This window comes from Phenylobacterium sp. (assembly GCF_030651755.1).
GTDB lineage: Bacteria > Pseudomonadota > Alphaproteobacteria > Caulobacterales > Caulobacteraceae > Phenylobacterium.
On sequence record NZ_JAUSBZ010000100.1, the window covers coordinates 37,382 to 62,724 of the forward strand.

The window sequence follows — 25,343 nt, forward strand, 5'->3', positions numbered from 1 at the left end:
GATGGCGCCCGCAGACTCCGACAGCCGCCGCGCAATTCTCACCGTTGACGGCGGCGCTCCTTCTGGATCACCTCGTCCAGGGCCTGCAGGAACCGGGAACGGTCGTTGCGGTCGAAGGGCTTGGGGCCGCCGAAGATGTCGCCGGTGGAGCGCAGTTGCTCCATCAGGGCCCGTTGAGCGATGGCCGAGCCGATGGAGTCCTCGGTGAACAGCTTGCCGTTGGGCGCGATGGCGTGGGCGCTCGCCTGCAGCACCCGCTCGGCGAGCGGAATGTCGTTGGTGATGGCCACGTCGCCCGGCGCCACATGCTCGGCGATCCAGTCGTCGGCCACGTCGGGGCCGGCGTCGACGATCACCCGCTCCACCATGGGGGACGTCGGGATCATCATGAAGGCGTTGGAGACGACCCAGGTCTTCAGGCCATAGCGCTGGGCGACCTTGTAGACCTCGTCCTTCACCGGACAGGCGTCGGCGTCGATGAAGATCTCGATGGGCTTGCGGCTCATGGAAGGCTCCCTGGGGCGTCGGTCTCCGTCCTAGCCGAGATGCGTCCCAAGGGGGACCGCTGCGGCACAGAGTTCTGCAACTTGATCTGGATCACAGGGTGAGGCGAGCAGGCGTCCGATGGTCCTGACCTGTCCGTCGCAGCTTTCGAAGGCGTCCCCATGTCCATCACCCTGACCTTCCATGGCGCCGCCGGGTGCGTGACCGGGTCCTGTGTGGAGGTCGAGACCCCGAAGGCGCGGCTGCTCATTGATTGCGGCATGTTCCAGGGACCCAAGACCCTCAAGGCCCTGAACTATGCCGATTTTCCCTTTGATCCGAAGACGGTCGACGCGGTCCTACTGACTCACGCCCATCTCGACCATGCCGGCCTGCTGCCCAAGCTGGTCAAGGCGGGCTTCAAAGGCCCGATCCACGCCACCGCAGCCACCCGGGACCTTTGTGGCGTGATGCTGCCCGATGCTGGCGGCATCCAGGAGACCGAGGTCCGCCACCTGAACCGGCGCAATCTCCGCCGGGGCCTGCCGCAGGTGGAGCCGATCTACACCGCCCGGGACGGCGAGCGGACCATCCGTCAGTTCTCCAAGGTCAAGCTCGGGGTTCCAGCCGAGATCGCCCCGGGCGTCCGGGCCATCTACTGGGAGGCGGGTCATATCCTGGGGGCGACCTCCATCGAACTTCGGGTGGAGACTGAAGAGGGTGAAACCTCGTTCCTGTTCTCCGGGGACATTGGGCAGGGGGGGCGTGACTACGCCGCCGACCCAGAGGGGCCCATCGGCGTCGATCACCTGATCCTCGAGTCGACCTACGGAAACCGCGACCGACTGAACCTGGCGCCGCCAGAGCGCCGCGCGGCGCTCGCCCAGGAACTGCGCGACGCTCATGCGGCCGGCGGGCCCGTCCTGATCCCCACCTTCGCCGTGGAGCGGGCCCAGGAGATCATCGCCGATCTGGTCGCCCTCATGGAGGCCGGCGACGTCCCGGAAGCCGACATCTTCCTGGACTCCCCCCTGGCCATCGAGGCCACCGAGGTCTTCCAGCAGCGGGGCTATAACCGCACGACGGGGGTCAATCCTTTCGACCGCCTGCGCGCCGGGGGGCGGCTGAACTTCCTGCGCAAGCCGGCCGAAAGCGACCGGATCGAGCGCCTGCGGGGCTGGCACATCATCCTCGCCGGCAGCGGCATGTGCGACGCCGGCCGGGTCCGGAAGCATCTCAAGCGGCTGCTCTGGCGCCGGGAGGCCACCGTGCTCCTGTCGGGCTATCAGGCGGTCGGAACCCTGGGCCGCATCCTGGAGGAGGGCGCTAGCCGGGTCAGCATTCAGGGCGAAGAGGTGCAGGTTCGCGCCCGCATCCGCGCCCTCGACATCTATTCCGGCCACGCCGATGCTGGCGGCCTCGTGGCCTGGGCCAAGGCCCGCGCCCCGGTGGCCGGCGCCGTCTTCCTCTGCCACGGCGAGCCCGACGCCCTTGAGGGTCTGAGGGACCGTCTGGTCACCGCCGGCTTCGAGGGGGCCGCCATCCGCATCCCCGATCTCGACACCACCTATGTGGTCTCCGGCGCCGCGGTGGAGGCGACAGGTGGCGGCGCTGCGCCGCGGCCGCCCCGGCTCCCTCCAGGGGCGGCGGTGAAGGCCGATTGGCACAACGCCCGGATCGCCCTCAACATGGCCTTGAACGCCGCCCTGGCTGATGCGCCGAGCGACGCGGCGCGCGAGGCGCTGCTGGCGAAGCTGGCTGAGGCGCTGGGTGAACAAAACGACCCGGCGTCGGCGCCATGACCCTGGCCTCGGGTTGCGGTCCCAGGCAGGATGAAAACAACTTCAAGGAGACCCCTGATGTCCTTTCGTCAAATCATTGTGCAGGTCGATGAAAGCCAGGCCTCAGGGCTCCGGGCGAAGGCGGCGGCCGACCTTGCCCAACGTCATGGGGCGCAACTGACCGGGGTCTTTCTCACCAGCGAATATGTTCGCCAGTACATGGCGGCCGAGAGCCTCACGGCGCTGCCGGCCGATGTGGTGCAGCGGGTCTTGAGCGGCCATGACGAGGCCGTGGCCAAGATCGCTGGCGAGGCGAAAGCCCAGTTTGAAGCCGCCTGCGCCGAGAGCGGTGTCGAGCACGGCTGGCGAATGGCGGGCGGCGACTCTCCGCAGGCCTTCCTGGCGGTGGCCCGGCGCAGCGACCTGACCATCTTCCCCCGTCAGGCCAAGGCCTGCCTCAGCGAGCATGGCTTGAGCGCAGCCCAGGTCACCCTGGCCAGCGGCGGTCCGGTGCTGATCATGCCGGACGACGACTACGCCCCACCGGTGGGACGTCGCGTGCTGGTGGCCTGGAACGGCGGGCGGGAAGCCGCCCGCGCCCTGCAGGACGCCTGGCCGATCCTGGAACAGGCCGAGACCATCCATGTCCTGACCGTCTCCCCCGATGGGGAAGGGGGGCCAGATGGCCAGCTGCAGAGTCTGCTGGCGAAACATGGGGTCAAGGCGCAGCTGATTGTCGATCCCAGCCAGGACGAGTCCGCCGTCGAGGTGATCGAGCGGCAGGTGGCCGAACTGGGGGCTGATCTGCTGGTCATGGGACTATACGGACGGCCCCGGCTGCAGGAGCTGCTGCTGGGCGGGGTCAGCCGTCGGATGGTGGCGGCCAGCCCCATCCCGATCTTCGCCTCCCATTAGGGCGCAGGCGCCGCCTCTGGGCGCGCCTGTCACAAACCTCGCCTTCCCTGCGAAGGCCGGGCTTGACTCCGAGATATGTTATAACGTTACACCTCCCGCGTTCTTTGTGGGAGGCGTTCTGTGTCGCTGTCTATTGCTTCGTCCCGTTCCTGGGTTCCGTCCCGTCGCGCCGCTCTGTTGGCCAGCCTCGCCTGGCTGATCCCCCTGGCGCCGGCCGTCGCTGACGACGCCACCGACCTTGCCCAGGTGGTGGTCACCCCCATGGCCGGTCCCCAGGCCCTGCGAGACGCGCCGGCCACCATCTCGGTGGTGAGCCGCGCGGAGCTGGAGGCGCGCCCCATCGCGGATCTCAGTGACGCCCTGCGCGATGAGCCCGGGGTCAACATCACCGGGATCGGCATGACCCGGCGGGGAATCAGCCTGCGGGGCATGCCGGTGGAGCATACGCTGGTCCTGGTGGACGGACGACGGATCAGCGCTGTCGGCGGCCTGGTGGCCCATGCGGACTATGACCTCGCCTGGACGCCGGTGGAGGCCATTGAGCGGATTGAGGTCGTGCGCGGCCCCATGTCCTCCCTTTACGGCGCCGACGCCCTGGGCGGGGTGGTCAACATCATCACCCGCAGCGCCACAGACGCCTGGGTGCGCAGCGCGACGCTGAACGGCTCTGTCCCCGAGCGGGGGGCCGGGCGCAGCTATCAGATGGGCGCCTATGCCGGCGGCCCCCTGGTGGAGGGCGTGCTAGGTTTGAGCCTCTACGCCGACTCCACTGGACGGGACCCCACCTATCAGGAGGCCGATCCCCGGCAGGCCGAACTGGAAGGCCGCCGGGCGCTGAACGCCTCGGCCACCCTCAGCTGGACGCCGGATGACTCCCAGCGGATCGACCTGACCTACGGGGCCGGAACCGACTTCCGCTATCGGGATACGGTCACCACCGGAACGGCGCCGGTCTATTACCGATTCTCCGACGACATCACCCGCCAGCAGATCTCCGCCAGTCACCGGGGCGACTTCAGCTTTGGCCAGACCCTGGCGCGGGCCTATCGCAGCGAGGTTGAGCGGGTGAACATCCGCTCGCGGAACCAGACCCCCAGCGGCACGGTGCGCATCGTGGAATCTGTGGTCGATGGCCATGTAAGCACGACGTGGGGCGCCCATCAGTTGAGCGCCGGCGGCGAGGCCCGCCGCCAGGAGCTGCGCAATCCGGCCGTGAACGCCCAGGGCCGCAGCGAAGCCGACCAGTACGGCCTCTTCATCCAGGACGCCTGGAGCATCACCGAGCAGTGGTCCCTGGTGGGCGGCGCGCGCTTTGACCATCACGACACCTATGACTGGCAGACCAGCCCGCGCCTCTACACGGTGTTTCACCTCAATGAGCGCCTGACCCTGAAGGGCGGGATCGGTCGCGGGTTCAAGGCGCCCAGCCTGACCCAGCTGTCACCCGACTATCAGGTCGTGGCCGCCGGTGGCCGGTTCACGGTCTTCGGCAATCCGGACCTCAAGCCCGAGATCGGCACGACCTATGAGGCCAGCGCCGACTATGCGGGCGAGGGCTGGTCGGCGCGTCTGGGGGTCTTCCAGAACGATCTTGAGGATCTGGTGGAGACCCAGTGTGTCCGACTCTGCGGCATCCGCGGCCGCGAGGTGCGCGTCTATGGCAATGTCGCCGAGGCCCGAATCCGCGGGCTGGAGCTCGGCGGGGATGTGAACCTTCCGGCCCAACTCAACCTGTCCGCCAATCTCACCCGCATGGAGACGGAGAACCGGCTGACCGGCCAGGACTTGCTGGAGCGCCCGAAGACCCGCGCCAACGCCACCCTGCGCTGGCGGCCGACCCCGGGGCTGAGCGCCCAGTTGCGGGGGCAATATGTGGGCGAGCAGACTGTCAGCACCGGCCGCCTGCCCGACTATAGCCTGTGGTCCCTGGAGGCGAGCCAGCGTCTGTTCGAGGGGGTGACCCTGCGGGTGGGCGTGGAAAACCTCACCGACCAGCGGCTGGCGGAGAAGTCTGGCTCCTTCACCTATGCGGAGCCCGGCCGCCTCTATCACCTTGGCTTCAATCTGAGCTTCTAGGTGCGGCGCGCACGCCTTTGGCTCGCGGGGCTCAGCCTCTGGCTGGCGGCGGTCCTGGGGCCGCCGGCCTTGGCCGCGACCAACGACGATGGCCCGTTGATGCGGGTCATCACCACCGACTTCGTTCTGCCGGGCAAGATTGAGCGCCTGCGGAACCTGGCCGAGGCTGAGGGCCTGGGCCTGGATGGAGTCTGGGTCGAAACCGATGAGCGGCCGGCCGAGGCCTGGTTCGACGGGGCCGATCTGATCCTGATCGACACGCCGCGGGCCAATGACCTGGCCAAGGTCATGGGCCGATTGGAGGGGGGGCTGGAGGACGCTCCGGTTCCCTGGCTGCGGGTCGGCGGCGGTCCCCCGGCCTTCGGCGGCGGACTGCGGCCCGAGGCGGCGGCCCGGCTGAGCGCCTATTACGCCAATGGCGGGGCGGCCAATCATCAGGCCCTGTTCGCCTATGCGGCCGCTATGATCTCCGGCGCGGATCTGAGCGGATTTCCCGCGCCGCAGGCCCTGCCGGCCAGCGGGATTTACCACCCGGACGCCGCCAGGCCGTTCGCCGCGGTGGCGGACTATCTCGCCTGGGGCCAGGGCCGCTGGGCGGCGGACGCCCCGCGCCTGGGGATCATCACCTATGGCGGCGCCATTTCCAGCGGCGAGACGGCCCTGCTGGACGCCCTGGCCCGCAGCGCCGAGGCCAGGGGGGTTGCTCCGGTGGTCTTCTGGTTCGAGGCTGCTCAGGCCGACGCCATCTCCCAGATCGCCGCTCCGGCCGGCCTCGACGTGCTGGTCAATCTGCAGCACCTGCAGAACGGCGGCGCGCGCAAGGCCGAGTTCGAGGCCCTGGGCCTGCCGGTCCTGTCGGGCTTCGTCTACCGGGAGGGCGACCTCGCCGCCTGGCGGGCCTCGCCCACCGGCCTGGCGACCCAGTCCACCGCGGTTCTGCTCGCCACGCCGGAGGCCTGGGGGGTGAGCGACCCCATGGTGCTGGCGACGGTGGATCGGGGGGAGACGCGGCCGATCCCGGCCCAGGTGGACGCCCTGATCGCCAAGGCCGCCCGGCTGGGCGCCTTGCGGAACAAGGCCAATGCCGACAAGCGGCTGACCCTGATGTTCTGGAACCATCCCGGGGGCGAGAAGAATCTGGGGGCGTCGAATCTCAATGTGCCGCGCAGCCTTGAGGCCTTGAGCGCCCGACTGGCGGCCGAGGGCTATGACGTGCCGCCGACCGAGGAGCAGGCCCTGATCAGCGGGGCGCAGGCCCTGCTCGGGGGCTACTACCGGCCAGAAACCCTGGATGACCTTCTGGCCCGGGACCTGGCCGCCACCCTGCCGGTGGCCGCCTACCGAGCCTGGCTCGACGCCCAGGCCCCGGAGATCGGCGCGGCGGTCCGCCAGCGCTGGGGCGCGCCTGAAGACCACTGGGCGGTGCGCCGCGTGGCGGGCGAACCCCACTTCGTCATTCCCCGGCTGAGCCTGGGCAAGCTGACCCTGATGCCCCAGCCCCCCCGGGCCGACCGGCCAGGGGAGTCCTATCACGACACCAAGGTCCCGCCGGGCCACCTCTATCTGGCAGCCTATCTGCTGATGCGGGAGCCGCTGGCCAGCGACGCCCTGATCCACTTCGGCACCCACGGGACCCAGGAATGGACCCCGGGCAAGGATCGCGGCCTGTCGGTGGAGGACTATCCCTTCCTCACGGTCGGGGACGTTCCGGTCTTCTATCCCTACATCCAGGACAATGTGGGCGAGGCCATCCAGGCCCGCCGGCGCGGTCGGGCGGTCACCATCAGCCACCAGACCCCGCCCTTCGCCCCGGCCGGCCTCTATGACGAACTGCGCGACGTCCACGCCCTGGTGCACGAGTACGGGCAGCTGGAGGATGGGCCGGTGCGCCAGCGCACCGCCGCGCAGATCGCGGAGCTGACCGTCCGCGAGGGCATCGCCCAGGACATCGGCTGGGACGGTGGCCGCGTGGCGGCTGATTTTCCCGACTACATGATCGAGCTGCACGACCATCTGCACGCCCTCGCCGCGTCCGTGACGCCGCTGGGCCTGCATACCTTTGGCGAGCCGGCGGCGCCGGAACAGCGCCTGCTGACGGTGATGCAGCAACTGGGGCGGCCCTATTACCAGCAGCTTGGCCTCGACGCCGACGAGGTGTTCGCCGAGGACGCCGAGCAGATCCGCCAGAGCGAACCCTATCTCCTGCTCCAGCGGCAGCTGCGGGAGGGGGAGCCCCCTGAGGCCGTGGCTGACGAGGCTCTGCGCGCCCTCCTGGCGCGGGCCGCCGAACTGGATCGCCACCTGGCCGAGACCGGGGAGATGGAAGCCCTGCTGGCCGGCCTTGCGGGCGGCTTCATCGCCGCGGGGCCGGGCGGCGACCCGGTGCGCAATCCCGACGTGCCGAGCGGCCGCAACCTGTTCAGCTTCGAGCCTGACAAGCTCCCCACCCTGGCGGCCTATATCGCCGGCGGCGAGGCCTTCGACCGCCTGCAGGCCGCCTATGTGGACCAGCATGGCGAGCCGCCGCGCAAACTCGCCTTCACCCTCTGGTCTGGGGAGGCGGTGAGAACGCTGGGGGTGGTGGAGAGCCAGGCCCTGCACGCGCTTGGCCTGCGTCCCGTCTGGGACCAGGGGGGACGGGTGGTGGACCTGGAGATCGTCCCGGCCGCCGAGCTGGGACGCCCGCGGGTGGATGTGGTCTTCCAGATCACCAGCGTCTATCGCGACCAGTTCGACGGATTCATGCGGCTGCTGGGCGGGGCGCTGACCCGGCTGGCCGCCCTTGAGGAGGCCGGCAACACCATCGCCGCCAACAGCGCCAAGGTGGAGGCCCAGCTGATCGCCGCGGGCCAGCCGGCCGATCAGGCCAGGCGGCTGTCGGCCATCCGCCTCTTCAGCAACGCCCCTGGCGACTATGGCAGCGGGGTTCCGGCCGCCGTGCTGGACTCCACGGCCTGGGAGTCTGACGGCGAGGTGGCTGATCGGTTCCTCTCGCGCCTGCAGTACGCCTATGGGGCTGAGGCCTGGGGGGAGACGGTCGAGGGGACCAACCTCTTCGCCGCCCAGCTCAGCGGGGTCCAGGCCGCGTTGCTGTCGCGCTCGTCCAACCTGCACGGCGTGCTATCGACCGACCATCCGTTCGAATATCTGGGCGGCCTGTCCATGGCGATCCGCAAGCTGGATGGGGCCAGCCCCGACCTGTTCATCACCGACGCCCGGGGCGCGACCCCGCGGGTGCGAACCGCCGCCTCGGTCCTCTCCGACGAACTGCGCAGCCGCTATCTGAACCCCCAGTGGATCACCGCCATGCAGGGAGAGGGCTATGCCGGGACCCTGGAGATCCTCGACGTCACCAACAATCTGTTCGGCTGGCAGGTGACCGATCCGGCCATGGTCCGCCCCGACCAGTGGCAGGCCATGCACGAGACCTTCGTCATGGATCGGCGGAAATTGGGGCTGAACGACTGGTTTGAGGCCCATAATCCCACCGCCCAGGCCCAATTGATCGAGCGGCTGACCGAGACCATCCGCAAGGGCTATTGGACCCCTGACGCCGAAACCCTGGCCGAGCTCTCCAAGCGTTGGTCAGAGCTGACCAAGGCCGGGGCCATGGCCGGCGAGGCGGCCACCACCGCCTTGCTGAGCAGCGGCTTTGGCCTGTCGGCGCAGGCCCCCGTGGCGGGCGCCGCCGCCCCCCAGGGCCAAGCGTCCCCGGGCGAGGCCTCGCCGCCGGAGCCCGCCGCGGAGGTCGCGCCTGCGCCGCCCCCCGTCGTTCGGGGTCAGGTGCTGGAGAAGGTGCAGCCGCCGGCGCCCCCGACCCCCCTGTCCCACTGGCGGGCCCTGCTGGGCCTCGTCGCCCTACTGACCTTCACCCTGATCGGGGCGGCCGGTCAGGCCCAGTCCCGTCCGCGTTCCTTCCTGGAGTTGTCCCATGCACGGCCTTGAGGCTGGTCTGTTCGACCTCGCCCGACTGTTTCTGCTGCCGGCCCTGGCCCTGATCGTCATCGCCCTGGCCTATGCCTTCATCGCCCTGGGCGCCTTCCTGATGGAGTTCGCCCAGCGGCGCTCAGGCGCCTACAGCTCCCGCCTCATCGCCCATCAGGCGGCCACGGGCGCGTCGAGCGAGGATCTGGAGCTGTGGATCATGAAGCGCCTGGAATGGCTGCGGATCACCTCGCGCAGCGCCCCCATGCTGGGCCTGGTGGCGACCATGATCCCCATGGGCCCGGCTCTGCTGGCGCTTGGCGAAGGCGACGGGCGAACCATTGGCGAGAACCTGGTGGTGGCCTTTTCCGGCGTGGTCCTGGCCCTGATCGCCGCCAGCATCACCCATGTCATCCTGACCATCCGGCGGCGCTGGTTGCTGGAGGAGCTGCGCAGCTTCGAACGCGGGGCGGCCTGATGCGCTTCCTCGAGGACGATGAGGCCGACGACCCCATCCTGTCGGTGGTCAATCTGATCGATGTCTTTGTGGTGGTGATCGCCATCCTGATGATCGTCATCGTCCAGAACCCGCTCAACCCGTTCAACGCCGAGAACGTCATCGTGGTGCAGAACCCAGGCGCGGCGGACATGACCATGATCATCAAGGAGGGCGAGGAACTGACCCGCTATGAATCCTCCGGCGCCATCGGCGAGGGCCAGGGGGTCAAGGCCGGGATCACCTATCGTTTGCCCGACGGCAAGATGGTCTATGTGCCCGAATAGATGACCTTGCGGGGCTTGCCGCGGAGGCGCGGAGGCTCTTGATTGGCGCTCAAGCTGTCGCCCTGCCGCCGCTGACCAGCCGCCGCGGCGACGTTGTTCAAGATCTGGAGTTCCGCATGATTCCTCGCCGCATGATCGCCTTCGCCGCTCCCGGCGCCCTGGCTCTGGCGCTCTGCCTGCCCACCGCCGCCGATGCGCAGCCCCGAGGCGCCCAGGCGCCGGCCCGGGGAGCCCTCGCGGTTCCCGCCACCCAGCGCCCGGTCACCTTCGCTGTCCAGGCGCCGGCGCCCGGTGGCGTGCTTGTCCTGCCCCTTGCGGCCGAAGGCGATCTGGCGCGGCGCGGCGCCAGCCTTGGTGAGGCCGAACGGGCCGCGGTGGCCCGGGCCCTGACGTCTGCGAAGTTCACCTATGCAGACGGCAAGTCCCTCACCTTGCGGGGCCTTGGCGCCTGGGATCTGATCCAGGTGGTGGGCCTGGGGGAACAGGCTGACGCCAAGGCCTATCAGGCCGCTGGCGCTGGCGCTGGACGCGCCCTGCGGGACGAGGCCGGCGCCATCACCGTTCTGGCCGAGGGCCTGCCTGCGGCGGCGGTGGCCGAACTGGCCATCGGCCTGGGGCTGGGGGAATACCGCTCGGACTTCCATCAGGCCAAGGCGCGCGGGCGTGGGGCGACGGGGCCGATCACCATGGTCAGCGAGGCCGCCCCATCGGCCGAGGCCCTGTTCCGACCGAGGGGGCAGGCGCTGGTGACGGGCATGGCCTGGGCCCGGGACGTGTCCAACGAGCCGGCCAACATACTCTATCCAGAGTCCTTCGTGGCGCGGGCGCGGGCGAGCCTGGCCGGCGTGCCTGGCGTCAGCGTCGAGGTGCTGGACGTGCCGGCCATGGAGCGCCTGGGCATGGGGGCGATTCTGGGGGTTGGCCAGGGTTCGGAGCGCCCGCCGCGCATGCTGATCATGCGGTATCGCGGGGCCGGCGCGCCCGCCGCCCCGGTGGTGCTGGTGGGCAAGGGGATCACCTTCGACACCGGCGGCATCTCCATCAAGCCCAGCGCCAATATGGGCAACATGAAGATGGACATGTCCGGCGCCGCCAGCGTGACGGGAGCGTTCATGGCGCTGGCCAAGGCCGGCGCGCCGGTCAATGTGGTGGCCATCGCCGCCCTGGCCGAGAACATGCCCGATGGCCGCGCCATCCGGCCGGCCGATGTGCTGACCGCCATGAACGGCAAGACCATCGAGATCGTCTCCACCGACGCCGAGGGCCGACTGGTCCTGGCCGACGCCCTGTCCTGGGTCGACGCCAACCTGCAGCCGTCCGCTGTGGTGGATGTGGCCACCCTGACCGGCGCGGTGCGGCAGGCCCTGGGGGACAAGTATGCCGGCCTGTTCAGTCGGCATGACGCCCTGGCCCAGCAGTTGACGGCCGCCGGTGAGGCGGTGGGCGAGCCCCTGTGGCGCCTGCCCTTGCATCCCAGCTACGGCACCGACATCAGCTCCACCATCGCCGATCTGCGCAATGGCGGCGGCGAGGGCGCCGGCGCCGGCACAGGCGCCCACTTCATCGGGGAGTTCATCAGCCCGGATACGCCCTGGGCGCATCTGGATATCGCCGGCGTCGCCTATGGCGCGGCCACCGTCGCCAAGCCCGCAGGTTCGGCAGGCTTCAGCGTCCGCCTGCTCGAGCGCTTCGTCCGCGACTTCCAGCCGTGAACTGCGCGCCCGGGACGGTTGAGCAAGGACTTTGCAATAGCGTTCTTGCCGCGTCAGGCAGAGATGGCGCCCGCCGCGTCCGGGATTTGATCTGGCGCGGGAGGCTCAAGGGCGCGACCCATGGCCTGGATCAGTTGTCCGGCGTCTATGGGCTTGAGGACGTGATCTGTCATGCCGGCCGCGCGACAGGCGTCGATATGGGCTGGCTCGCCGGCGCCTGTGACGGCGATGACCGGAGTGTGCTGATTGGGGCCGGCGCGGCGGCGCAGTTCGCGGGTAACCGACATGCCGTCCATGCCGGGCATGTGGCAATCCATCAGAACGAGATCAAAGGCCTGCGCCTCAAGCAGTCCAAGGGCCTCGAAGCCGGACGCCGCCTCGGTCAGGCGAACATCCATGTCTCGCAGCATCAGGCCGACGGCGCGGCGGTTGATCTCATGATCGTCGACCACCAGAACCGCCAGCGGAGGCAGGTCCAGGCTTTCGGTTGCGGCATCTGAACCCGAAGTCGGGGCCAAGGCCTGAGGCAGGGGTAGGGTTACGGTGAAACATGCCCCCTTGCCAGGTTGGGAGGCCGCCACCAGATCCCCGCCCATCAGGCGCGCCAGGTCACGGCTGATGGCGAGGCCAAGCCCGGTTCCGCCGTGAGTGCGGGCGACCTCGGCCCCTGCCTGCTGGAAGGGGGCGAAAAGTCCCTCAAGGGCCGCCGGCTCCAGACCGGGGCCGGTGTCCTCTACCGAAAGAACCAGGAGGTTGTCTGGCCAAAGGCTGACAGTCACGGTGACGGCGCCAGCGTCGGTGAACTTGATGGCGTTGGACATCAGATTGTTGAGGATCTGACGCAGTCGCGTCGGGTCGCCTGTCACCCATTGAGGACATGTCCGCCCCCCATCCAATCGCAGTCGCAGCCCCTTGCGACGGGCCTCCGCGCGCCAGAAGGACAGCTGTTGCGCCAGGAGCCGACGCAGGTTGAACGGGATGGTCTCCACGCTCATTCGCCCGGCATCAAGTTTCGCCTGATCCAGTAGATCGTTCAGCAGGGTGCGCATCATGGCGCCGGCCTCGGCGATCAGCTCGGCCTTGGCCGCGTCGCTGCCTTGGCCGTGACGCCGAATGTCCTCGGCTCCGGCCAGGATGGCGCTGATCGGGGTGCGCAACTCGTGGCTCACCACGGCGATGAAGGCGGACTTGGCCGCTACGGCGCTTTCAGCCTCAAGGCGGCGCCGGTCGCTTTCGGCATGGGCGTCGCTCTCACGTTTGCGGGCTGCAGCGGCCTCTCGCCAAATGGCGCCAGCGACCCCGAGGACCATAAGGCCTGCGGAACCCATGGCGAAGATGCTGCTCCAAGGTGCGCCCACCCATCGGGACTCGATCAGCAGCAACACCGTCATCAGGGCGAAGGGCGCAAGCGCAGCTCGGAACATATGGCGCGAAGCGATATTGGCCAGGACGATGTAGCAGGTCGCGCCCGCCAGCATCCAGCCGCCGCTAGCGGCGCCCCATGGCCCGTCGACAAGCGGCCCGACCAGGGAGATTGAGGCGAACACAAAGGCGTTGAGCGCCGTGAACCACATCAAACCCTTCGCTGACTTGGCTGTCACGGGACGCGATAGGGGGTATGCGCGCCTTTCATAGACCTGCAGGAGGACAAATGTCGTCCACCAGGCGGCCATGAGAGCCCACCCCACAAAGGCGCCGAACAGAGCCGCAAGTACGGTCGCGGCAACGAGCCGAGCCCGCACCGTGCGATGCCGCCCTCGCAGGACGGTGGTGATATCTTCGATGTCCGCAGGCGACATGCAGAACTCCGTTCTCCCAAAGAACGGTGTCATCTGCTGTTTAAGTTTCGCCTAATCCAGCTGTGGCCGACGGTCGCGGGACCCCTGGCTGCAACCGTGCTGGACGCAACCTGGGATCAGCCCGCCCCCTGAGCCTTCCGCTCCCGCCGCCGGCGGGTGAGGATGTGCTCGGTATAGCCGTTGGGCTGGGCGCGGCCTTCGAACACCAGCTCCAGGGCCGCCTGGTAGGCGACGCTGGCGTCGAGATCGGGGCTCATCGGCTGATAGAGGGCGTCGCCGGCGTTCTGGCCGTCCACCACCTTGGCCATGCGGGCGAAGGTCTCGCGCACCTGGGCCTCGGTGCAGACCCCGTGGTGCAGCCAGTTGGCGATGTGCTGGCTGGAGATCCGCAGGGTCGCCCGGTCTTCCATCAGCCCGACGTCGTGGATGTCCGGCACCTTGGAGCAGCCGACCCCCTGGTCGATCCAGCGGACCACATAGCCGAGGATGCCCTGGACGTTGTTGTCCAGCTCCTGGGCCACGTCGGCGGCGTTCCAGTTGGACTTGGCGAGCGGCAGGGTCAGCAGGTCTTCGAGGCCGGTGGGCTCGGTTGCGTCCATCGAGGCCTGCAGGGCGGCCACGTCCACCTGGTGATAGTGCAGGGCGTGCAGGACCGCGGCGGTGGGTGAGGGGACCCAGGCGGTGTTGGCGCCGGCCTTGGGGTGGCCGATCTTGGCGGCCAGCATGTCCTTCATCATGTCGGGGGCCGCCCACATGCCCTTGCCGATCTGGGCGCGGCCGGGGAAGCCGGTGGCCAGGCCGATCTCCACATTGCGCTTCTCATAGGCCGGCAGCCAGGGCTCGGCCTTCATGGCGTCCTTGCGGACCATGGGGCCGGCTTCCATGGCGGTGTGAATCTCATCGCCGGTGCGGTCGAGGAAGCCGGTGTTGATGAAGACGATCCGCTCACGGGCGGCGTAGATGCAGGCCTTGAGGTTGGCGCTGGTGCGGCGCTCCTCGTCCATGACGCCGATCTTGACCGTGTTGCGGGGGATGCCGAGCGCATCCTCGACCAGATCGAACAGATGGACGGCCAGCGCCACCTCGTCGGGGCCATGCATCTTGGGCTTCACCACATAGATGGAGCCGGCCGGGCTGTTGGCCTTCTGGCCCTTCAGGTCGTGCAGGGCCGCAGCCACGGTGATCAGGGCGTCGACGGCGGTCTCATAGGCGTCCTGGCCGCCATAGCGCACCGCGTCGGTGGTCATGTGGTGGCCGACATTGCGCACCAGCAGCAGGCTGCGGCCGCGCAGGGTCAGGTCCGAACCGTCGGGCGCTGTATAGACACGGTCGGCCTCCAGCCGGCGGGTCTCGGTGCGGCCGCCCTTGGGGAAGCTCGCCTCCAGGTCGCCGCGCATCAGGCCGAGCCAGTTGCGATAGACGCCCGTCTTGTCCTCGGCGTCCACGGCGGCGACGGAGTCCTCGCAGTCCTGAATGGCCGTCAGGGCGGCCTCCACCAGCACGTCGGCGACGCCGGCCGGGTCGTCCTTGCCGATATTGCTGGACCGGTCGACCAGGATCTCCAGGTGCAGGCCGTTGTGGCGCAGCAGCACGCCGTCCGGCGCGTCCTTCGACCCGCGCCAGCCGGCCAGCTGGCCGTCGGTGGCGAGCCTGGCTTCGGCCCCGTCCTTCAGGCGGACCACCAGGTCCTGGCCGTTGATGGCGTAGCCGACGGCGTCGGCGTGGGAGCCGGCCGACAGAGGGGCCACCTGGTCCAGCAGCTGGCGGGCATAGGCGATGACCTTGCCGCCGCGCTCGGGATCATAGCCCTTGCCGCCGGTGGGCGGCTCCAGGGCGTCGGTGCCGTACAGCGCGTCATAGAGGCTGCCCCAGCGGGCGTTGGCGGCGTTCAGCGCATAGCGGGCGTTGGACACCGGGACCACGAGCTGCGGCCCGGCCAGACGGGCGATCTCGGCGTCGACGTTCTGGGTGTCGATCTTGAAGGCCGGCGGGGCGGGAACCAGATAGCCGATCTCGCGCAGGAAGGCGGTCTGTTCGGCGACGCTGACCTCCTTGCCCCGGCGCTCGCGCCACCAGGCGTCGATGGTGGTCTGCAGCTCGTCCCGGCGCTTGAGCAGGTCGGCGTTGCGCGGGGTGAAGTCGGCCAGGACGCTTTCCAGCGCCGCCCAGAAGGTCTTCGGCTCTACGCCCGTCCCCGGCAACAGCTCGCCTTCGACAAAGGCGTGCAGCAGATCGTCGACCGAAAGGGTGTTGCTGATGTCCATGCGCTTAACCAGGGCTCTCGATAAGGCGTTCGGGGGAGACGCCCCACGGGGCGGGGCGTTCCTGCTCGGCCGCTTTACTGCACGGAAGCGTCGCGCTTTGAAGCCCCAAATGCGAACAAGATCGGCTACAGGCCGGGCTCTGCGCCCTGGTTGGGCGCGCGGGGCGCAGGATGAAGTTTGCGCAGGCTGCGGCGACCCAGCGCATTTCATTGCGCTCAGGCGGGCCTCGCAGGAAGGTCCCGCCCTCAGGCCTCAGTTGTCGGAGAATCCGAAGGGCGCGCTGGTCCGGCGGATATCGTCCACCAGGATCTGCCGGCCGATGGGGGGCGCCGAGCGGGCCGTACATTCGGTCCGGTGGCAAAGCCGGCAGGTCACCCCGATGGGCGTCGCCGTTTCAGGGCCAAATCCTGGACGGTCCTGGGTGTAGATCAGACGGCCGGCGTGTTCGGCCGCGCAGCCGAGTGCGATCGCTCGCTCCACCCGTTGGGCCCCATAGGCGCCGCCGCCGGCGCTGACCGTGCGGGCGATGGAAAAGAACCGCTGGCCATCCGGCAGCTCCAGCCACTGGGTGACGATCTGGCGGGGCGTGCGGAAGGCCTGGTGGACCGACCAGAGGGGGCAGCCGCCCCCATGGCGGGCGAAGGGAAAGCCCGCCCCGTCCAGGCGCTTGGAGACATTGCCGGCCTCATCCACCCGGATGAAGAAGAAGGGCGCCCGCTCCTGGCCGGGCTTCTGCAGGGTGGTCAGCCGGTGGGCGGTCTGCTCGAAGCTCGCCCCGAACTGACGGGCCAGGGCCTCGACGTCATAGCGCCGCGCCTCCACCGCCCTGGCGAAGGCCGAATAGGGCATCAGGATCGCCGCCGCCGCATAGCTGGCCAGGGCCCGGCGGGTCAGGCGCTCGCCGCTTTCGGTGGCGAAGGCGCCCTCGGACAGGGATGTCTCCACCTCCTGGCGCATCTCCAGATAGGCCAGCTGCAGGGCGATCTGGAAGGTCTGGCTGGCGGTGTCGAGGGAGTCGTCCAGCAGGATTTCCTTGCGGTGCTGGTCCAGTCGCCGCACCGAGCCGACCATGACGTTGGGGGGCAGCCGCCTCACCCGCAACCCATGGCGGGCCTTCAGATAGCCGACCATGTTTTCGTGGGCGAGGACCCCCTGGGCCAGTCGCTCAGCGGCGTCATCCAGGTTGGGAAAGTTGTTGCGCCGCGCGGCCAGGAACCGCCGGGACTCGGCCACCGGATCGGGCGCCTCGGCGAGGGTTCCGCCCCCCTGAGCGTGCGCCTCGGCGCTGCGGTCGGCCAGGGCCAGCTGCTCCTCGCGATAGGCCGTATAGAGCCGCAGCAGCGCTTCGGTCACCCCTGGGAAGTTGGTCGCCACATCGGCGGTTTCCAGACCCGGCAGATCGATGTCGGCGAACATCGGATCCTTCAGCACCCCTTGCAGCCGGGCCGCGTCGTCGGAATCGGAGTTGCCCGCCAGCGCGGCCACATCGATGCGGTAGGTCTGGGCCAGGCGCAGCAGCATTTCGGCGCTGAGCGGCCGATGGTTGCGTTCCAGCAGCGCGATGTAGGAGGCCGAGACATCCAGGTCGGAGGCCATGTCCGCCTGGGTCAGGCCCAGATCCCGGCGCATCCGCCGCAGGTTGGCGCCGACATAAAGGCGACGTTCGCTCGACATCCCAGGATCCTTCTGACGTAGGCGTCCTTACAACATTACAATCAAAATCTGTAAAGTTTGACATCCCAACCGCGCGGGGGCTTTCGCCGCCCCCGGCCGGCCCTGTAGGCAGCGCCTCAAATCCCCGGCGGATTTCGAGGAGAAGCGAAATGGCCTACCAAGATCACACCACCAAGATGAGCGAGCTCATCAAGAGCAAGAACGGGACCTGGGACGGGATCAACCCCGAATCCGTGGCCCGGATGCGGCTGCAGAACCGCTTCCAGACCGGCCTGGACATCGCCCGCTACACCGCGGCGATCATGCGCAAGGACATGGCGGCCTATGACGCCGACCCGTCCCTGTACACCCAGTCGCTCGGCTGCTGGCACGGCTTCATCGGCCAGCAGAAGATGATCTCCATCAAGAAGCACTTCGGCAACACCGACCGTCGCTACCTCTATCTGTCGGGCTGGATGGTTGCGGCCCTGCGCTCGGACTTCGGCCCGCTGCCCGACCAGTCGATGCACGAAAAGACCTCGGTCCCGGCCCTGATCGAAGAGCTCTACACCTTCCTGCGCCAGGCCGACGCCCGTGAGCTGGGCATGATGTTCCGCGACATCGACGCCGCCCGCGCCGCCGGCGACAAGGCCAAGGAAAAGGCCCTGCTTGAGGCCGTCGACAACTACCAGACCCACGTGGTTCCGATCATCGCCGACATCGATGCCGGCTTCGGCAACGCCGAGGCCACCTATCTGCTGGCCAAGAAGATGATCGAGGCCGGCGCCTGCGCCCTGCAGATCGAAAACCAGGTCTCCGACGAAAAGCAGTGCGGCCACCAGGACGGCAAGGTCACCGTCCCGCACGAGGACTTCATCCAGAAGGTCCGCGCCTGCCGCTACGCCTTCCTGGAGCTGGGCGTCGAGGACGGCATCATCGTCACCCGCACCGACTCCCTGGGGGCTGGCCTGACCAAGCAGATCGCCGTCAGCCATGAGCCGGGCGACCTGGGCGACCAGTACAACAGCTTCCTGGACTGCGACGAAGTCGATGCCTCGCAAGTGGGCAACGGCGACGTCATCATCAGCCGCAATGGCAAGCTGCTGCGTCCCAAGCGCCTGCCGTCCAACCTGTTCCAGTTCCGTGAAGGCACCGGCGCCGACCGCTGCGTCCTGGACTCCATCACCTCGCTGCAGAACGGCGCCGATCTGCTCTGGATCGAAACCGAGAAGCCGCATGTCGAGCAGATCGCCTCGATGATGGACAAGGTCCGCGAAGTCATCCCGAACGCCAAGCTAGTCTACAACAACAGCCCGTCCTTCAACTGGACCCTGAACTTCCGCCAACAGGTCTATGACGCCTACAAGGCGGCCGGTAAGGACGTCTCGGCCTATGACCGCGACAAGCTCATGAGCGTCGATTACGACACCACCGAGCTGGCCATCGAAGCCGACGAGAAGATCCGCACCTTCCAGGCCGATGGCGCCAAGCGGGCGGGCATCTTCCACCACCTGATCACCCTGCCGACCTACCACACCGCGGCCCTGTCCACCGACAACCTGGCCAAGGAGTACTTCGGGACCCAGGGCATGCTGGGCTACGTGCTCGGCGTGCAGCGTCAGGAAATCCGCCAGGGCATCGCCTGCGTGAAGCACCAGAACATGTCGGGTTCCGACATCGGTGACGATCACAAGGAGTACTTCGCCGGCGAAGCCGCGCTGAAGGCCGGCGGCGTCCACAACACGATGAACCAGTTCGGCTAAACCCGACGGTTCGTCCTGAGAGACGATTGATCAGGCGGCTTGGGGCGAAAGCTCCAGGCCGCCTTTTCTATGCCCGCAGCCCCCGGGGGCGCCGCAGGATCAGGATAAGGGTCCAGCCGAGCACCAGAGCCGCGCCGATGACGGCCGCGACGGCGACGATGGGCTTCGGACCCGCCTCCGCCACCGCGACGGCGACGAGGCCCCAGCCTACGGCCAGGCCATAGGCGCCGACCCGCACGACCCAGGCGCCGAAGAGGGCCGCGGCGGTTACGCCGGCGACGCCGGCCAGGGCGGCGGTCTGGGCGGCCTCCGGGCCGATGACGCCCTGGGCGGTGAGGACGGTGAGAATGTTCAGCGCCGCCGCCGCCGTCAGCCAGCCGGCCAGGAGTCCAAGGGGCCAGATCACCAGCCGCCGGGGCCAGCCGGCCTGGCCCGACCCGGCGCTCCGGGCCCGTGCCAGGCCCAGGGTCATGGCGCCCGCGGAGATCAGGATGATGGCCACGGACGCCCAGTCGAGGTCGGCCGCCGAGGCGATGATCCACAGACCGCATCCGAGGGTGGCGATGACGGATGGCCATCCGACCGCGGCCAGCAGGCCCGGCGGCGCGCGGCGGGGCAGGAGCTGGTAGATCGCATAGACCACCAGACCGGCATAGATCAGGCTCCAGATGGAGAAGGCGTAGCCCGCGGCGCGCAGCGTGCCGTCGCCGTCGGCGGAAAACTCAGCCGCGCTCTGGCCCCAATCCGTCAGGGCCTGGACCGCCGGGACCAGGATGGCGAAGGCCACCGCGCCCAGCACCGCCCATTTCCGACCCATCTGTCGATCGCTCATGTCACCCGTCCCATTGTGTCGCGAACATGCAGCCTCCCGCGGCGGAGGCTGCGCCTCTCCCATTCAGGACGACTCGCATCGCCATGTGACAAACGCCTACAGCGCAGCCATGTTCAACGGCCGAGTAGGGGAGGGCTCTTTACCCATGCCAGACCATCAGCCTGGAGCGACCGCGGAGAACGCCTCGGAGGTGCGGCACCGCACGGCCAACACGCTGCAACTCCTGGCGACCTTGGCCCGCATGCGCGGTCAGAAGGCTAGCGACGCCGAGGTCCGTCGCCAGATGATCTGGATGGCCGAGGCCATCGGCGCCCTGGGGTCACTGGAACGCCAACGCACGCCCGCGGGCATCGATTTCGCCGGCTATATTGAGGAGATGGCGCCCGTCTGGCGCCGACGTCAGGCCGGGCAGGCGGTGGAAGTCATCGTCACTGTAGAGCCGATGCACGTCCGCGACCAATCGGCCTCGACGCTCGCCCTGATCACCAACGAACTTGTGGCCAACGCCCTGACCCACGGGCTGCAGGCCGCCGCGACCCGGCGGATTGAGGTGACCCTGGCCGCCCATGGGGACGGCCTGGCCCGCTTGAGCATCACCGACAGCGGGCTGGGGCTTCCCGCTGGATCGGAGGGCCGCGAGCGCTTCGGACTTTGGCTGGCGCGCAGTCTGGCGAATCAGGTGCGGGGAGAACTCGCCCTGCTTCCTGCCATAGGCGGCGGCCTTACAGCGCAGCTGATCTTTTCGCCCTAAGGCTTAAATACCACCAAAGGGCGAACAAGCTTTGCGACGATCACTGGGAACTATGACCCGGTGTGGGGGCTTCCTGACGGCATCAAGGGAGCAAGCTACATGATCAGATCCATCCTCAGCCTTACCGCCGCCGCCGCCCTGCTGGCGGCCTGTGGCGGCCAGGACAATACGGCGGAGACCGACACCACCCAGGGTCCGGTCGTCTCGGCCTCCGAATCTCCGCGCAACGAAGCTATCGACACCCAACCCAATATGGGCGACGGCGCCCAGACCCCCGGGGCCAGTTCGTTCACTGAGGGCCAGGCCCGCGGCGCCATCGAGTCCGCCGGCTACACCCAGGTGGGCCCCCTGACCCAGAACGAGCAGGGCCTGTGGCAAGGGACCGCCACCCGCAACGGCGCTGAGGTTCAGGTCTCCGTCGACTATCGCGGCGCCGTGACGCCGACGCCGGCCAACTGAACCCCATTCAAGGACCAAATTTCATGACCAAGACTGTGACCCGGCTGTACGACAGCCACACCGAAGCCCTCCGGGCCGTCGACGACCTGGAACGCGCCGGAATCCATCACGACCGCATCAGCCTGGTGTCGAACAATGCCGACAACTGGCACGCGGGCCACAAGCATGACGAGGCCAAGACCCGCGGCGGTCCCCTGGGCGATCGCAACGGCGACGGTGAGAACGACGTCGCTGAAGGCGCCGGCAAGGGCGCGGCCACCGGCGGGCTGGTCGGCGGCGCCGGCGGGCTCCTGGCCGGCCTTGGGATGCTGGCCATTCCGGGCCTTGGCCCGGTCGTCGCGGCAGGCTGGCTCGCCTCCACCGCGGTGGGCGCGGCCATCGGCGCCGCAGCTGGCGGCGCGGCGGGCGGCCTCCTGGGCGCCCTGAAGGAAGCGGGCCACTCTGACGAAGAGGCCCATGTCTACGCCGAGGGCGTCCGTCGGGGCGGCACCCTGGTGAGCGTCAAGGTGGAAGGCGGCGACGCTGCGCGTCTCGAGCAGATTCTCGACCAGCACCGGGGCGTCAGCGCCCAGGCGCGCGGTGAGGTCTATCGTGACGCCGGCTGGACGCGGTTCGACCCGGAATCCCAGCCCTATACGGTCGAAGAAATCCGCGTCGAACGTCAGCGGTTTTCTGAGGGACGGTCCTTCGCCGGCCAGGAACCTCGCGATCCGTCAATGGACACCGATGCGGGGCGCCGCACCGGTCAGGCGGGGGGCGATATCGTCAAGCCGATCCCCGGCGTCGATCGCTAGAGCGCGTTCCGATAAGTGGGAACCGGTTATCGGAACGAAACGCGCTCCAGACCTAGAGTTTAGAGCCCGATTCAACGATCAGACGATTCCGTCTGATCGCATCAGGCTCTAGGCCCGACACTTCAGACCGACAGAAGCCCCCTGGTTCGCAAGGACCAGGGGGTTTTTGCTGTCAGGCCCTCAGTTGAACCGAACCTCAGCCCGGGCGCCGAGGTCGGGGGTATGGCCGGTGGCGTTGGCCTTGGCGATCTCCCAGGCGAACCGCATGGGACCCGCCTGGGAAATCCAGACCTGAGCGTCGTCGCAATCGAGGCTCAACAGGGTGAGGTGCGGGTCGTCCTTGCCCTCCGGATACCAGGCCGCAACCACGGCGTTCCAGTAGCGGTCCATGCGCTCGCGGTCCTGCCGCACCGTCAGTCGCCCGCCGACGCAGGCGCGGAAGTCGCGCTGCTGGAAGACGAACATCGCCGTATGGCCCGCACCGATATCACGGACCAGGTCGGTGTCGTTTCGGGTGAAGAACCATAGGCGGTTGGCCGAAGGCTCAACAAAGGCCGTCATAGGTTGCAGGTGGTGAGCCGGGCCGCCGACGACGCCCAGCATCCCGATCTGATCCTTCTCGATCTCGTCCCACAGGCGGCGTTCGACGGCCGCGGCGTCCTTGATGTCGGTGGTCATGTCTAGCCTCTCGTCAGGCCCCCTAAAAGGGAACCCGACCTGCGGGCCGCGGTTCCAGCCCGAGCCCGGTTCAGACCAGGTAGAGGAAGGCGAGGGCGGCCGAGCCCAAGGCGATGCGGTACCAGGCGAAGGGGGCGAAACCAAAGCGCCCCACCACGGCGATCAGGCTCTTGACCACCATCAGGGCCGTTAGGAAGGCCACCAGAAAGCCGATGGCGATTCCCGCAAAATCTTGAAAGTTCAGCAGATGCCAGGATTTGAACAGGTCATAGGCGGTGGCCGCGACCATGGTCGGAGCCGCCAGGAAAAAGGTGAACTCCGCCGCGGTCTTGCGCTCCACCCCCATCATCAGCGAGCCCATGATGGTCGCTCCCGACCGCGAGACCCCTGGGATCATGGCCATGCACTGGAAGAGACCGATCAACAGGGCATTGCGCCAGGACAGTTCCTCAATGCCGTGGATCACCGGCGGCGGCGCGATCTTTTCGATGACCAGGATGGCGACGCCCCCAATGACCAGCATCACCGCCACGATGGTGGGGTTTTCCAGCATGAGCTTGATGGCGTCATAGGCGAACACCCCGATGACCATGGCCGGCAGGACCGCCAGGGCGAGGTTGCGGATGAAGGCGATGTCGGCGGGCCTGGCCTGCAGGGCCCCCAGCCCCACCCCGATGAAGCGCTGGGCGTAGACCACCAGCACCGCCAGGATGGCGCCGAGCTGGACGACGATCTTGAAGGTGGTCTCTGCCGGGCCTTTGAAGCCCAGGAGTTCTGCGGCCAGGATCAGGTGGCCGGTGGATGAGACCGGAAGGAACTCGGTCAGGCCCTCGATGACGCCGAGGATGATGACACTGATGAGCGAATTCTGATCCAAGTCGGCCCCCAAAAGTCCAGGCCGCTGCGATAGCGAATATCCCGCCCCTTGGCGAGGCGGCCAGGCGCCCGAGACGGGAAAGGCCTCCAATTTCCGCTGACGCCATGTCGGAGGAGGGCATAATCGCCCGTCCTTGGATCAACAGGAAGAACGCCCATGCTCTATGCCATCCTTTGCTATCACTCCGAGGCCATCGTCGGCGGCTGGTCCAAGGCGCAGGACGACGCGGTGATGGAGAAGCTGGACGTGGTCCACCAGAAGCTGGCGGCGCAAGGCCGGCTGGGGCCTGTAGCCCGCCTCTTGCCGACGTCGGCGGCGACGACCCTGCGCAAGGACAGTGATCCGCCCCTGGTTCTCGACGGCCCCTTCGCCGAGACCAAGGAGCAACTGCTGGGCTTTTACATTGTCGACTGTGACGACCTCGATCAGGCCCTGGAAATCGCCCGCGAGCTGGGCCGCGCCAATCCGGGCGGCGCCTATGAGCTGCGACCCATCGGGGTCTATCATTCCAGCGCCCTGCCGGCCGACGCCGGACAATGAGCGAGCTGGCCTGGATCGACGGAGCGCTCGCTGCTGCGCGCCCCCAGGCCATGGCCGCCCTGCTGCGCTATTTCCGCGACCTCGACACCGCCGAGGAGGCCTTTCAGGAGGCCAGCCTGCGAGCCCTCCGGAACTGGCCTGAGAAGGGACCGCCAAGGGATCCCGCCGCCTGGCTGATCTTTGTCGGACGCAATGCGGCGCTGGATGGGGTCCGCCGCAAGGCCCGGGAAACGCCCCTGCCGCAGGAGGTGCTGATTTCCGACCTGGAGGACGCCGAGGCCGATCTGGTGGAGCGTCTGGACGGGGCCGACTATCGGGACGACGTCCTGCGGCTGCTGTTCATCTGCTGCCATCCCGACCTGCCGGCCACCCAGCAGATCGCGCTGGCCCTGCGGATTGTCTGTGGTCTGAGCGTGGCCGAAATCGCCCGGGCCTTCCTGGTGGGCGAGAGCGCTATGGAGCAGAGGATCACCCGGGCCAAGGCCAAGGTGGCCAAGGCCGGCGCCCCCTTCGAGGCGCCAGGGGCGGTGGAGCGGGCCGAGCGACTGGCGGCGGTGGCGGCCATGATCTACCTGCTGTTCAACGAGGGCTATTCCGCCAGCGGCGGCGAGGCGCCCCTGCGCGGCGGGCTCTGCGACGAGGCGATCCGATTGGGGCGCCTGCTCTTGCGCCTGTTCCCGGCTGAAGCGGAAATCATGGGTCTGACCGCCCTGATGCTGTTGCAGCACGCCCGCGCCCAGGCCCGTTTCGACGCCGACGGGGCCATCATCCTGATGGAGGATCAGGATCGCACCCATTGGAACGGTCGGATGATCGCTGAAGGACTGGCCCTGATCGACAAGGCCATCCGACATCGTCAGCCCGGCCCCTACCAGATCCAGGCGGCCATCGCCGCTCTCCATGCCCGCGCGCCGCGCCCCGAGGATACGGACTGGCCGCAGATCGCCGGCCTCTATCAGGCTCTGGAGCATCATATGCCGTCGCCGGTGGTGACCCTGAACCGGGCTGTGGCGGTGGCGAAGACGCAAGGGCCACAGGCGGCCCTGGAGCTTATCGATCCCCTGGCTGAGCGGCTGGCCGCCTATTTCCATTTCCATGGGGTGCGCGGCGCCATGCTGCTGGAGCTCGGCCGATCGGCCGAGGCCCGCGAGGCGTTTGACCGGGCCATCGCGCTCGCGCGTACGCCAGCGGAGGCCGCCCATATCCGCCAGCATATCGACCGACTGCAGGCCGAGGCCGCCCCGTCCTGAGCCCAGACA

Annotated in this window: 20 protein-coding genes; 13 read left to right on the forward strand and 7 right to left on the reverse strand. The window is 68.4% G+C overall.

Annotation, left to right across the window (positions count from 1 at the left end):
• Nucleotides 1–38: 38 nt before the first annotated feature.
• Nucleotides 39–506 carry a YaiI/YqxD family protein gene (locus tag Q7V15_RS09360; protein ID WP_304755301.1) on the reverse strand — a complete coding sequence of 156 codons (468 nt, stop codon included), beginning with the start codon at nucleotides 504–506 and terminating at the stop codon, nucleotides 39–41.
• 159 nt (nucleotides 507–665) lie between these two features.
• Between Q7V15_RS09360 and Q7V15_RS09365 the strand changes: the two genes are divergently transcribed.
• From Q7V15_RS09365 to Q7V15_RS09395, 7 genes are all read left to right on the forward strand, one after another.
• Nucleotides 666–2,285 carry an MBL fold metallo-hydrolase gene (locus tag Q7V15_RS09365; protein ID WP_304755302.1) on the forward strand — a complete coding sequence of 540 codons (1,620 nt, stop codon included), beginning with the start codon at nucleotides 666–668 and terminating at the stop codon, nucleotides 2,283–2,285.
• Nucleotides 2,286–2,342: 57 nt separating this feature from the next.
• Nucleotides 2,343–3,179 carry a universal stress protein gene (locus Q7V15_RS09370; protein WP_304755303.1) on the forward strand — a complete coding sequence of 279 codons (837 nt, stop codon included), beginning with the start codon at nucleotides 2,343–2,345 and terminating at the stop codon, nucleotides 3,177–3,179.
• 120 nt (nucleotides 3,180–3,299) lie between these two features.
• Entirely contained in the window at nucleotides 3,300–5,255 is a 1,956-nt protein-coding gene (locus Q7V15_RS09375; RefSeq protein ID WP_304755304.1) for a TonB-dependent receptor domain-containing protein, read from the forward strand.
• Nucleotides 5,256–9,200 carry a cobaltochelatase subunit CobN gene (cobN, locus tag Q7V15_RS09380; protein ID WP_304755305.1) on the forward strand — a complete coding sequence of 1,315 codons (3,945 nt, stop codon included), beginning with the start codon at nucleotides 5,256–5,258 and terminating at the stop codon, nucleotides 9,198–9,200.
• The gene (locus Q7V15_RS09385) at nucleotides 9,187–9,657 is read left to right on the forward strand and encodes a MotA/TolQ/ExbB proton channel family protein (RefSeq protein ID WP_304755306.1); all 471 of its coding nucleotides are present in this window, start codon (nucleotides 9,187–9,189) and stop codon (nucleotides 9,655–9,657) included. Before cobN ends, Q7V15_RS09385 begins: the two co-directional genes overlap by 14 nt.
• Entirely contained in the window at nucleotides 9,657–9,962 is a 306-nt protein-coding gene (locus Q7V15_RS09390; protein WP_304755307.1) for a DUF2149 domain-containing protein, read from the forward strand. The genes Q7V15_RS09385 and Q7V15_RS09390 overlap by 1 nt, the downstream gene beginning before the upstream one ends.
• Nucleotides 9,963–10,078: 116 nt before the next feature.
• On the forward strand, nucleotides 10,079–11,674 hold the full coding sequence (locus Q7V15_RS09395) for a leucyl aminopeptidase (RefSeq protein ID WP_304755308.1): 1,596 nt from the start codon (nucleotides 10,079–10,081) through the stop codon (nucleotides 11,672–11,674).
• Between the two features lie 53 nt (nucleotides 11,675–11,727).
• On the opposite strand, the gene Q7V15_RS09400 is transcribed toward Q7V15_RS09395, so the two are convergent.
• From Q7V15_RS09400 to Q7V15_RS09410, 3 genes are all read right to left on the reverse strand, one after another.
• The gene (locus Q7V15_RS09400) at nucleotides 11,728–13,248 is read right to left on the reverse strand and encodes an ATP-binding protein (protein ID WP_304755309.1); all 1,521 of its coding nucleotides are present in this window, start codon (nucleotides 13,246–13,248) and stop codon (nucleotides 11,728–11,730) included.
• A gap of 341 nt (nucleotides 13,249–13,589) precedes the next feature.
• Nucleotides 13,590–15,737, reverse strand: coding sequence for a malate synthase G (locus Q7V15_RS09405; protein ID WP_304755310.1), 2,148 nt, complete (start codon nucleotides 15,735–15,737; stop codon nucleotides 13,590–13,592).
• Nucleotides 15,738–15,989: 252 nt separating this feature from the next.
• Nucleotides 15,990–17,411 (reverse strand): short-chain fatty acyl-CoA regulator family protein, encoded by a 1,422-nt coding sequence (locus Q7V15_RS09410; RefSeq protein ID WP_304755311.1) that lies wholly within the window; start codon nucleotides 17,409–17,411, stop codon nucleotides 15,990–15,992.
• Between the two features lie 149 nt (nucleotides 17,412–17,560).
• Here Q7V15_RS09410 and Q7V15_RS09415 point away from each other — a divergent pair, with 149 nt between their 5' ends.
• Nucleotides 17,561–19,153: an isocitrate lyase gene (locus Q7V15_RS09415; RefSeq protein ID WP_304755312.1), complete on the forward strand. Its 1,593-nt coding sequence runs from the start codon at nucleotides 17,561–17,563 to the stop codon at nucleotides 19,151–19,153.
• 67 nt (nucleotides 19,154–19,220) lie between these two features.
• On the opposite strand, the gene Q7V15_RS09420 is transcribed toward Q7V15_RS09415, so the two are convergent.
• A complete protein-coding gene (locus Q7V15_RS09420; protein WP_304755313.1) occupies nucleotides 19,221–19,985 on the reverse strand; it encodes a hypothetical protein in 765 nt (254 codons plus the stop codon).
• A 145-nt stretch (nucleotides 19,986–20,130) separates the two neighbouring features.
• On the opposite strand from Q7V15_RS09420, the gene Q7V15_RS09425 reads away from it, so the two are divergent.
• The 3 genes from Q7V15_RS09425 (at nucleotide 20,131) to Q7V15_RS09435 (ending at nucleotide 21,989) form a co-directional block, all read left to right on the forward strand.
• Nucleotides 20,131–20,736, forward strand: a complete 606-nt coding sequence (locus tag Q7V15_RS09425; protein WP_304755314.1) for an ATP-binding protein — start codon at nucleotides 20,131–20,133, stop codon at nucleotides 20,734–20,736.
• A gap of 99 nt (nucleotides 20,737–20,835) precedes the next feature.
• The gene (locus tag Q7V15_RS09430) at nucleotides 20,836–21,195 is read left to right on the forward strand and encodes a hypothetical protein (protein WP_304755315.1); all 360 of its coding nucleotides are present in this window, start codon (nucleotides 20,836–20,838) and stop codon (nucleotides 21,193–21,195) included.
• Nucleotides 21,196–21,218: 23 nt separating this feature from the next.
• Nucleotides 21,219–21,989, forward strand: coding sequence for a hypothetical protein (locus tag Q7V15_RS09435; RefSeq protein ID WP_304755316.1), 771 nt, complete (start codon nucleotides 21,219–21,221; stop codon nucleotides 21,987–21,989).
• A gap of 180 nt (nucleotides 21,990–22,169) precedes the next feature.
• Here the strand turns inward: Q7V15_RS09435 and Q7V15_RS09440 are convergent, their stop codons facing one another.
• Both Q7V15_RS09440 and Q7V15_RS09445 read right to left on the reverse strand, forming a co-directional pair.
• Nucleotides 22,170–22,667: a pyridoxamine 5'-phosphate oxidase family protein gene (locus Q7V15_RS09440; RefSeq protein WP_304755317.1), complete on the reverse strand. Its 498-nt coding sequence runs from the start codon at nucleotides 22,665–22,667 to the stop codon at nucleotides 22,170–22,172.
• A gap of 70 nt (nucleotides 22,668–22,737) precedes the next feature.
• The gene (locus Q7V15_RS09445) at nucleotides 22,738–23,544 is read right to left on the reverse strand and encodes an undecaprenyl-diphosphate phosphatase (protein WP_304755318.1); all 807 of its coding nucleotides are present in this window, start codon (nucleotides 23,542–23,544) and stop codon (nucleotides 22,738–22,740) included.
• A gap of 156 nt (nucleotides 23,545–23,700) precedes the next feature.
• Between Q7V15_RS09445 and Q7V15_RS09450 the strand changes: the two genes are divergently transcribed.
• The gene (locus Q7V15_RS09450; RefSeq protein ID WP_304755319.1) at nucleotides 23,701–24,084 is read left to right on the forward strand and encodes a YciI family protein; all 384 of its coding nucleotides are present in this window, start codon (nucleotides 23,701–23,703) and stop codon (nucleotides 24,082–24,084) included.
• Nucleotides 24,081–25,334, forward strand: coding sequence for an RNA polymerase sigma factor (locus Q7V15_RS09455; RefSeq protein WP_304755320.1), 1,254 nt, complete (start codon nucleotides 24,081–24,083; stop codon nucleotides 25,332–25,334). The genes Q7V15_RS09450 and Q7V15_RS09455 overlap by 4 nt, the downstream gene beginning before the upstream one ends.
• Nucleotides 25,335–25,343 lie beyond the last annotated feature (9 nt).

Bases quoted from the DNA above. Each gene is read 5' to 3' on its own strand.
- Q7V15_RS09455 (WP_304755320.1), top strand. From the start codon at position 24,081: ATGAGCGAGCTGGCCTGGATCGACGGAGCGCTCGCTGCTGCGCGCCCC.
- Q7V15_RS09390 (WP_304755307.1), top strand. From the start codon at position 9,657: ATGCGCTTCCTCGAGGACGATGAGGCCGACGACCCCATCCTGTCGGTG.
- Q7V15_RS09365 (WP_304755302.1), top strand. From the start codon at position 666: ATGTCCATCACCCTGACCTTCCATGGCGCCGCCGGGTGCGTGACCGGG.
- Q7V15_RS09370 (WP_304755303.1), top strand. From the start codon at position 2,343: ATGTCCTTTCGTCAAATCATTGTGCAGGTCGATGAAAGCCAGGCCTCA.
- Q7V15_RS09420 (WP_304755313.1), bottom strand. From the start codon at position 19,985: ATGAGCGATCGACAGATGGGTCGGAAATGGGCGGTGCTGGGCGCGGTG.
- Q7V15_RS09400 (WP_304755309.1), bottom strand. From the start codon at position 13,248: ATGTGGTTCACGGCGCTCAACGCCTTTGTGTTCGCCTCAATCTCCCTG.
- Q7V15_RS09385 (WP_304755306.1), top strand. From the start codon at position 9,187: ATGCACGGCCTTGAGGCTGGTCTGTTCGACCTCGCCCGACTGTTTCTG.
- Q7V15_RS09425 (WP_304755314.1), top strand. From the start codon at position 20,131: ATGCCAGACCATCAGCCTGGAGCGACCGCGGAGAACGCCTCGGAGGTG.
- Q7V15_RS09450 (WP_304755319.1), top strand. From the start codon at position 23,701: ATGCTCTATGCCATCCTTTGCTATCACTCCGAGGCCATCGTCGGCGGC.
- Q7V15_RS09435 (WP_304755316.1), top strand. From the start codon at position 21,219: ATGACCAAGACTGTGACCCGGCTGTACGACAGCCACACCGAAGCCCTC.
- Q7V15_RS09440 (WP_304755317.1), bottom strand. From the start codon at position 22,667: ATGACCACCGACATCAAGGACGCCGCGGCCGTCGAACGCCGCCTGTGG.
- Q7V15_RS09410 (WP_304755311.1), bottom strand. From the start codon at position 17,411: ATGTCGAGCGAACGTCGCCTTTATGTCGGCGCCAACCTGCGGCGGATG.
- Q7V15_RS09360 (WP_304755301.1), bottom strand. From the start codon at position 506: ATGAGCCGCAAGCCCATCGAGATCTTCATCGACGCCGACGCCTGTCCG.
- Q7V15_RS09405 (WP_304755310.1), bottom strand. From the start codon at position 15,737: ATGGACATCAGCAACACCCTTTCGGTCGACGATCTGCTGCACGCCTTT.
- Q7V15_RS09415 (WP_304755312.1), top strand. From the start codon at position 17,561: ATGGCCTACCAAGATCACACCACCAAGATGAGCGAGCTCATCAAGAGC.
- Q7V15_RS09430 (WP_304755315.1), top strand. From the start codon at position 20,836: ATGATCAGATCCATCCTCAGCCTTACCGCCGCCGCCGCCCTGCTGGCG.
- Q7V15_RS09395 (WP_304755308.1), top strand. From the start codon at position 10,079: ATGATTCCTCGCCGCATGATCGCCTTCGCCGCTCCCGGCGCCCTGGCT.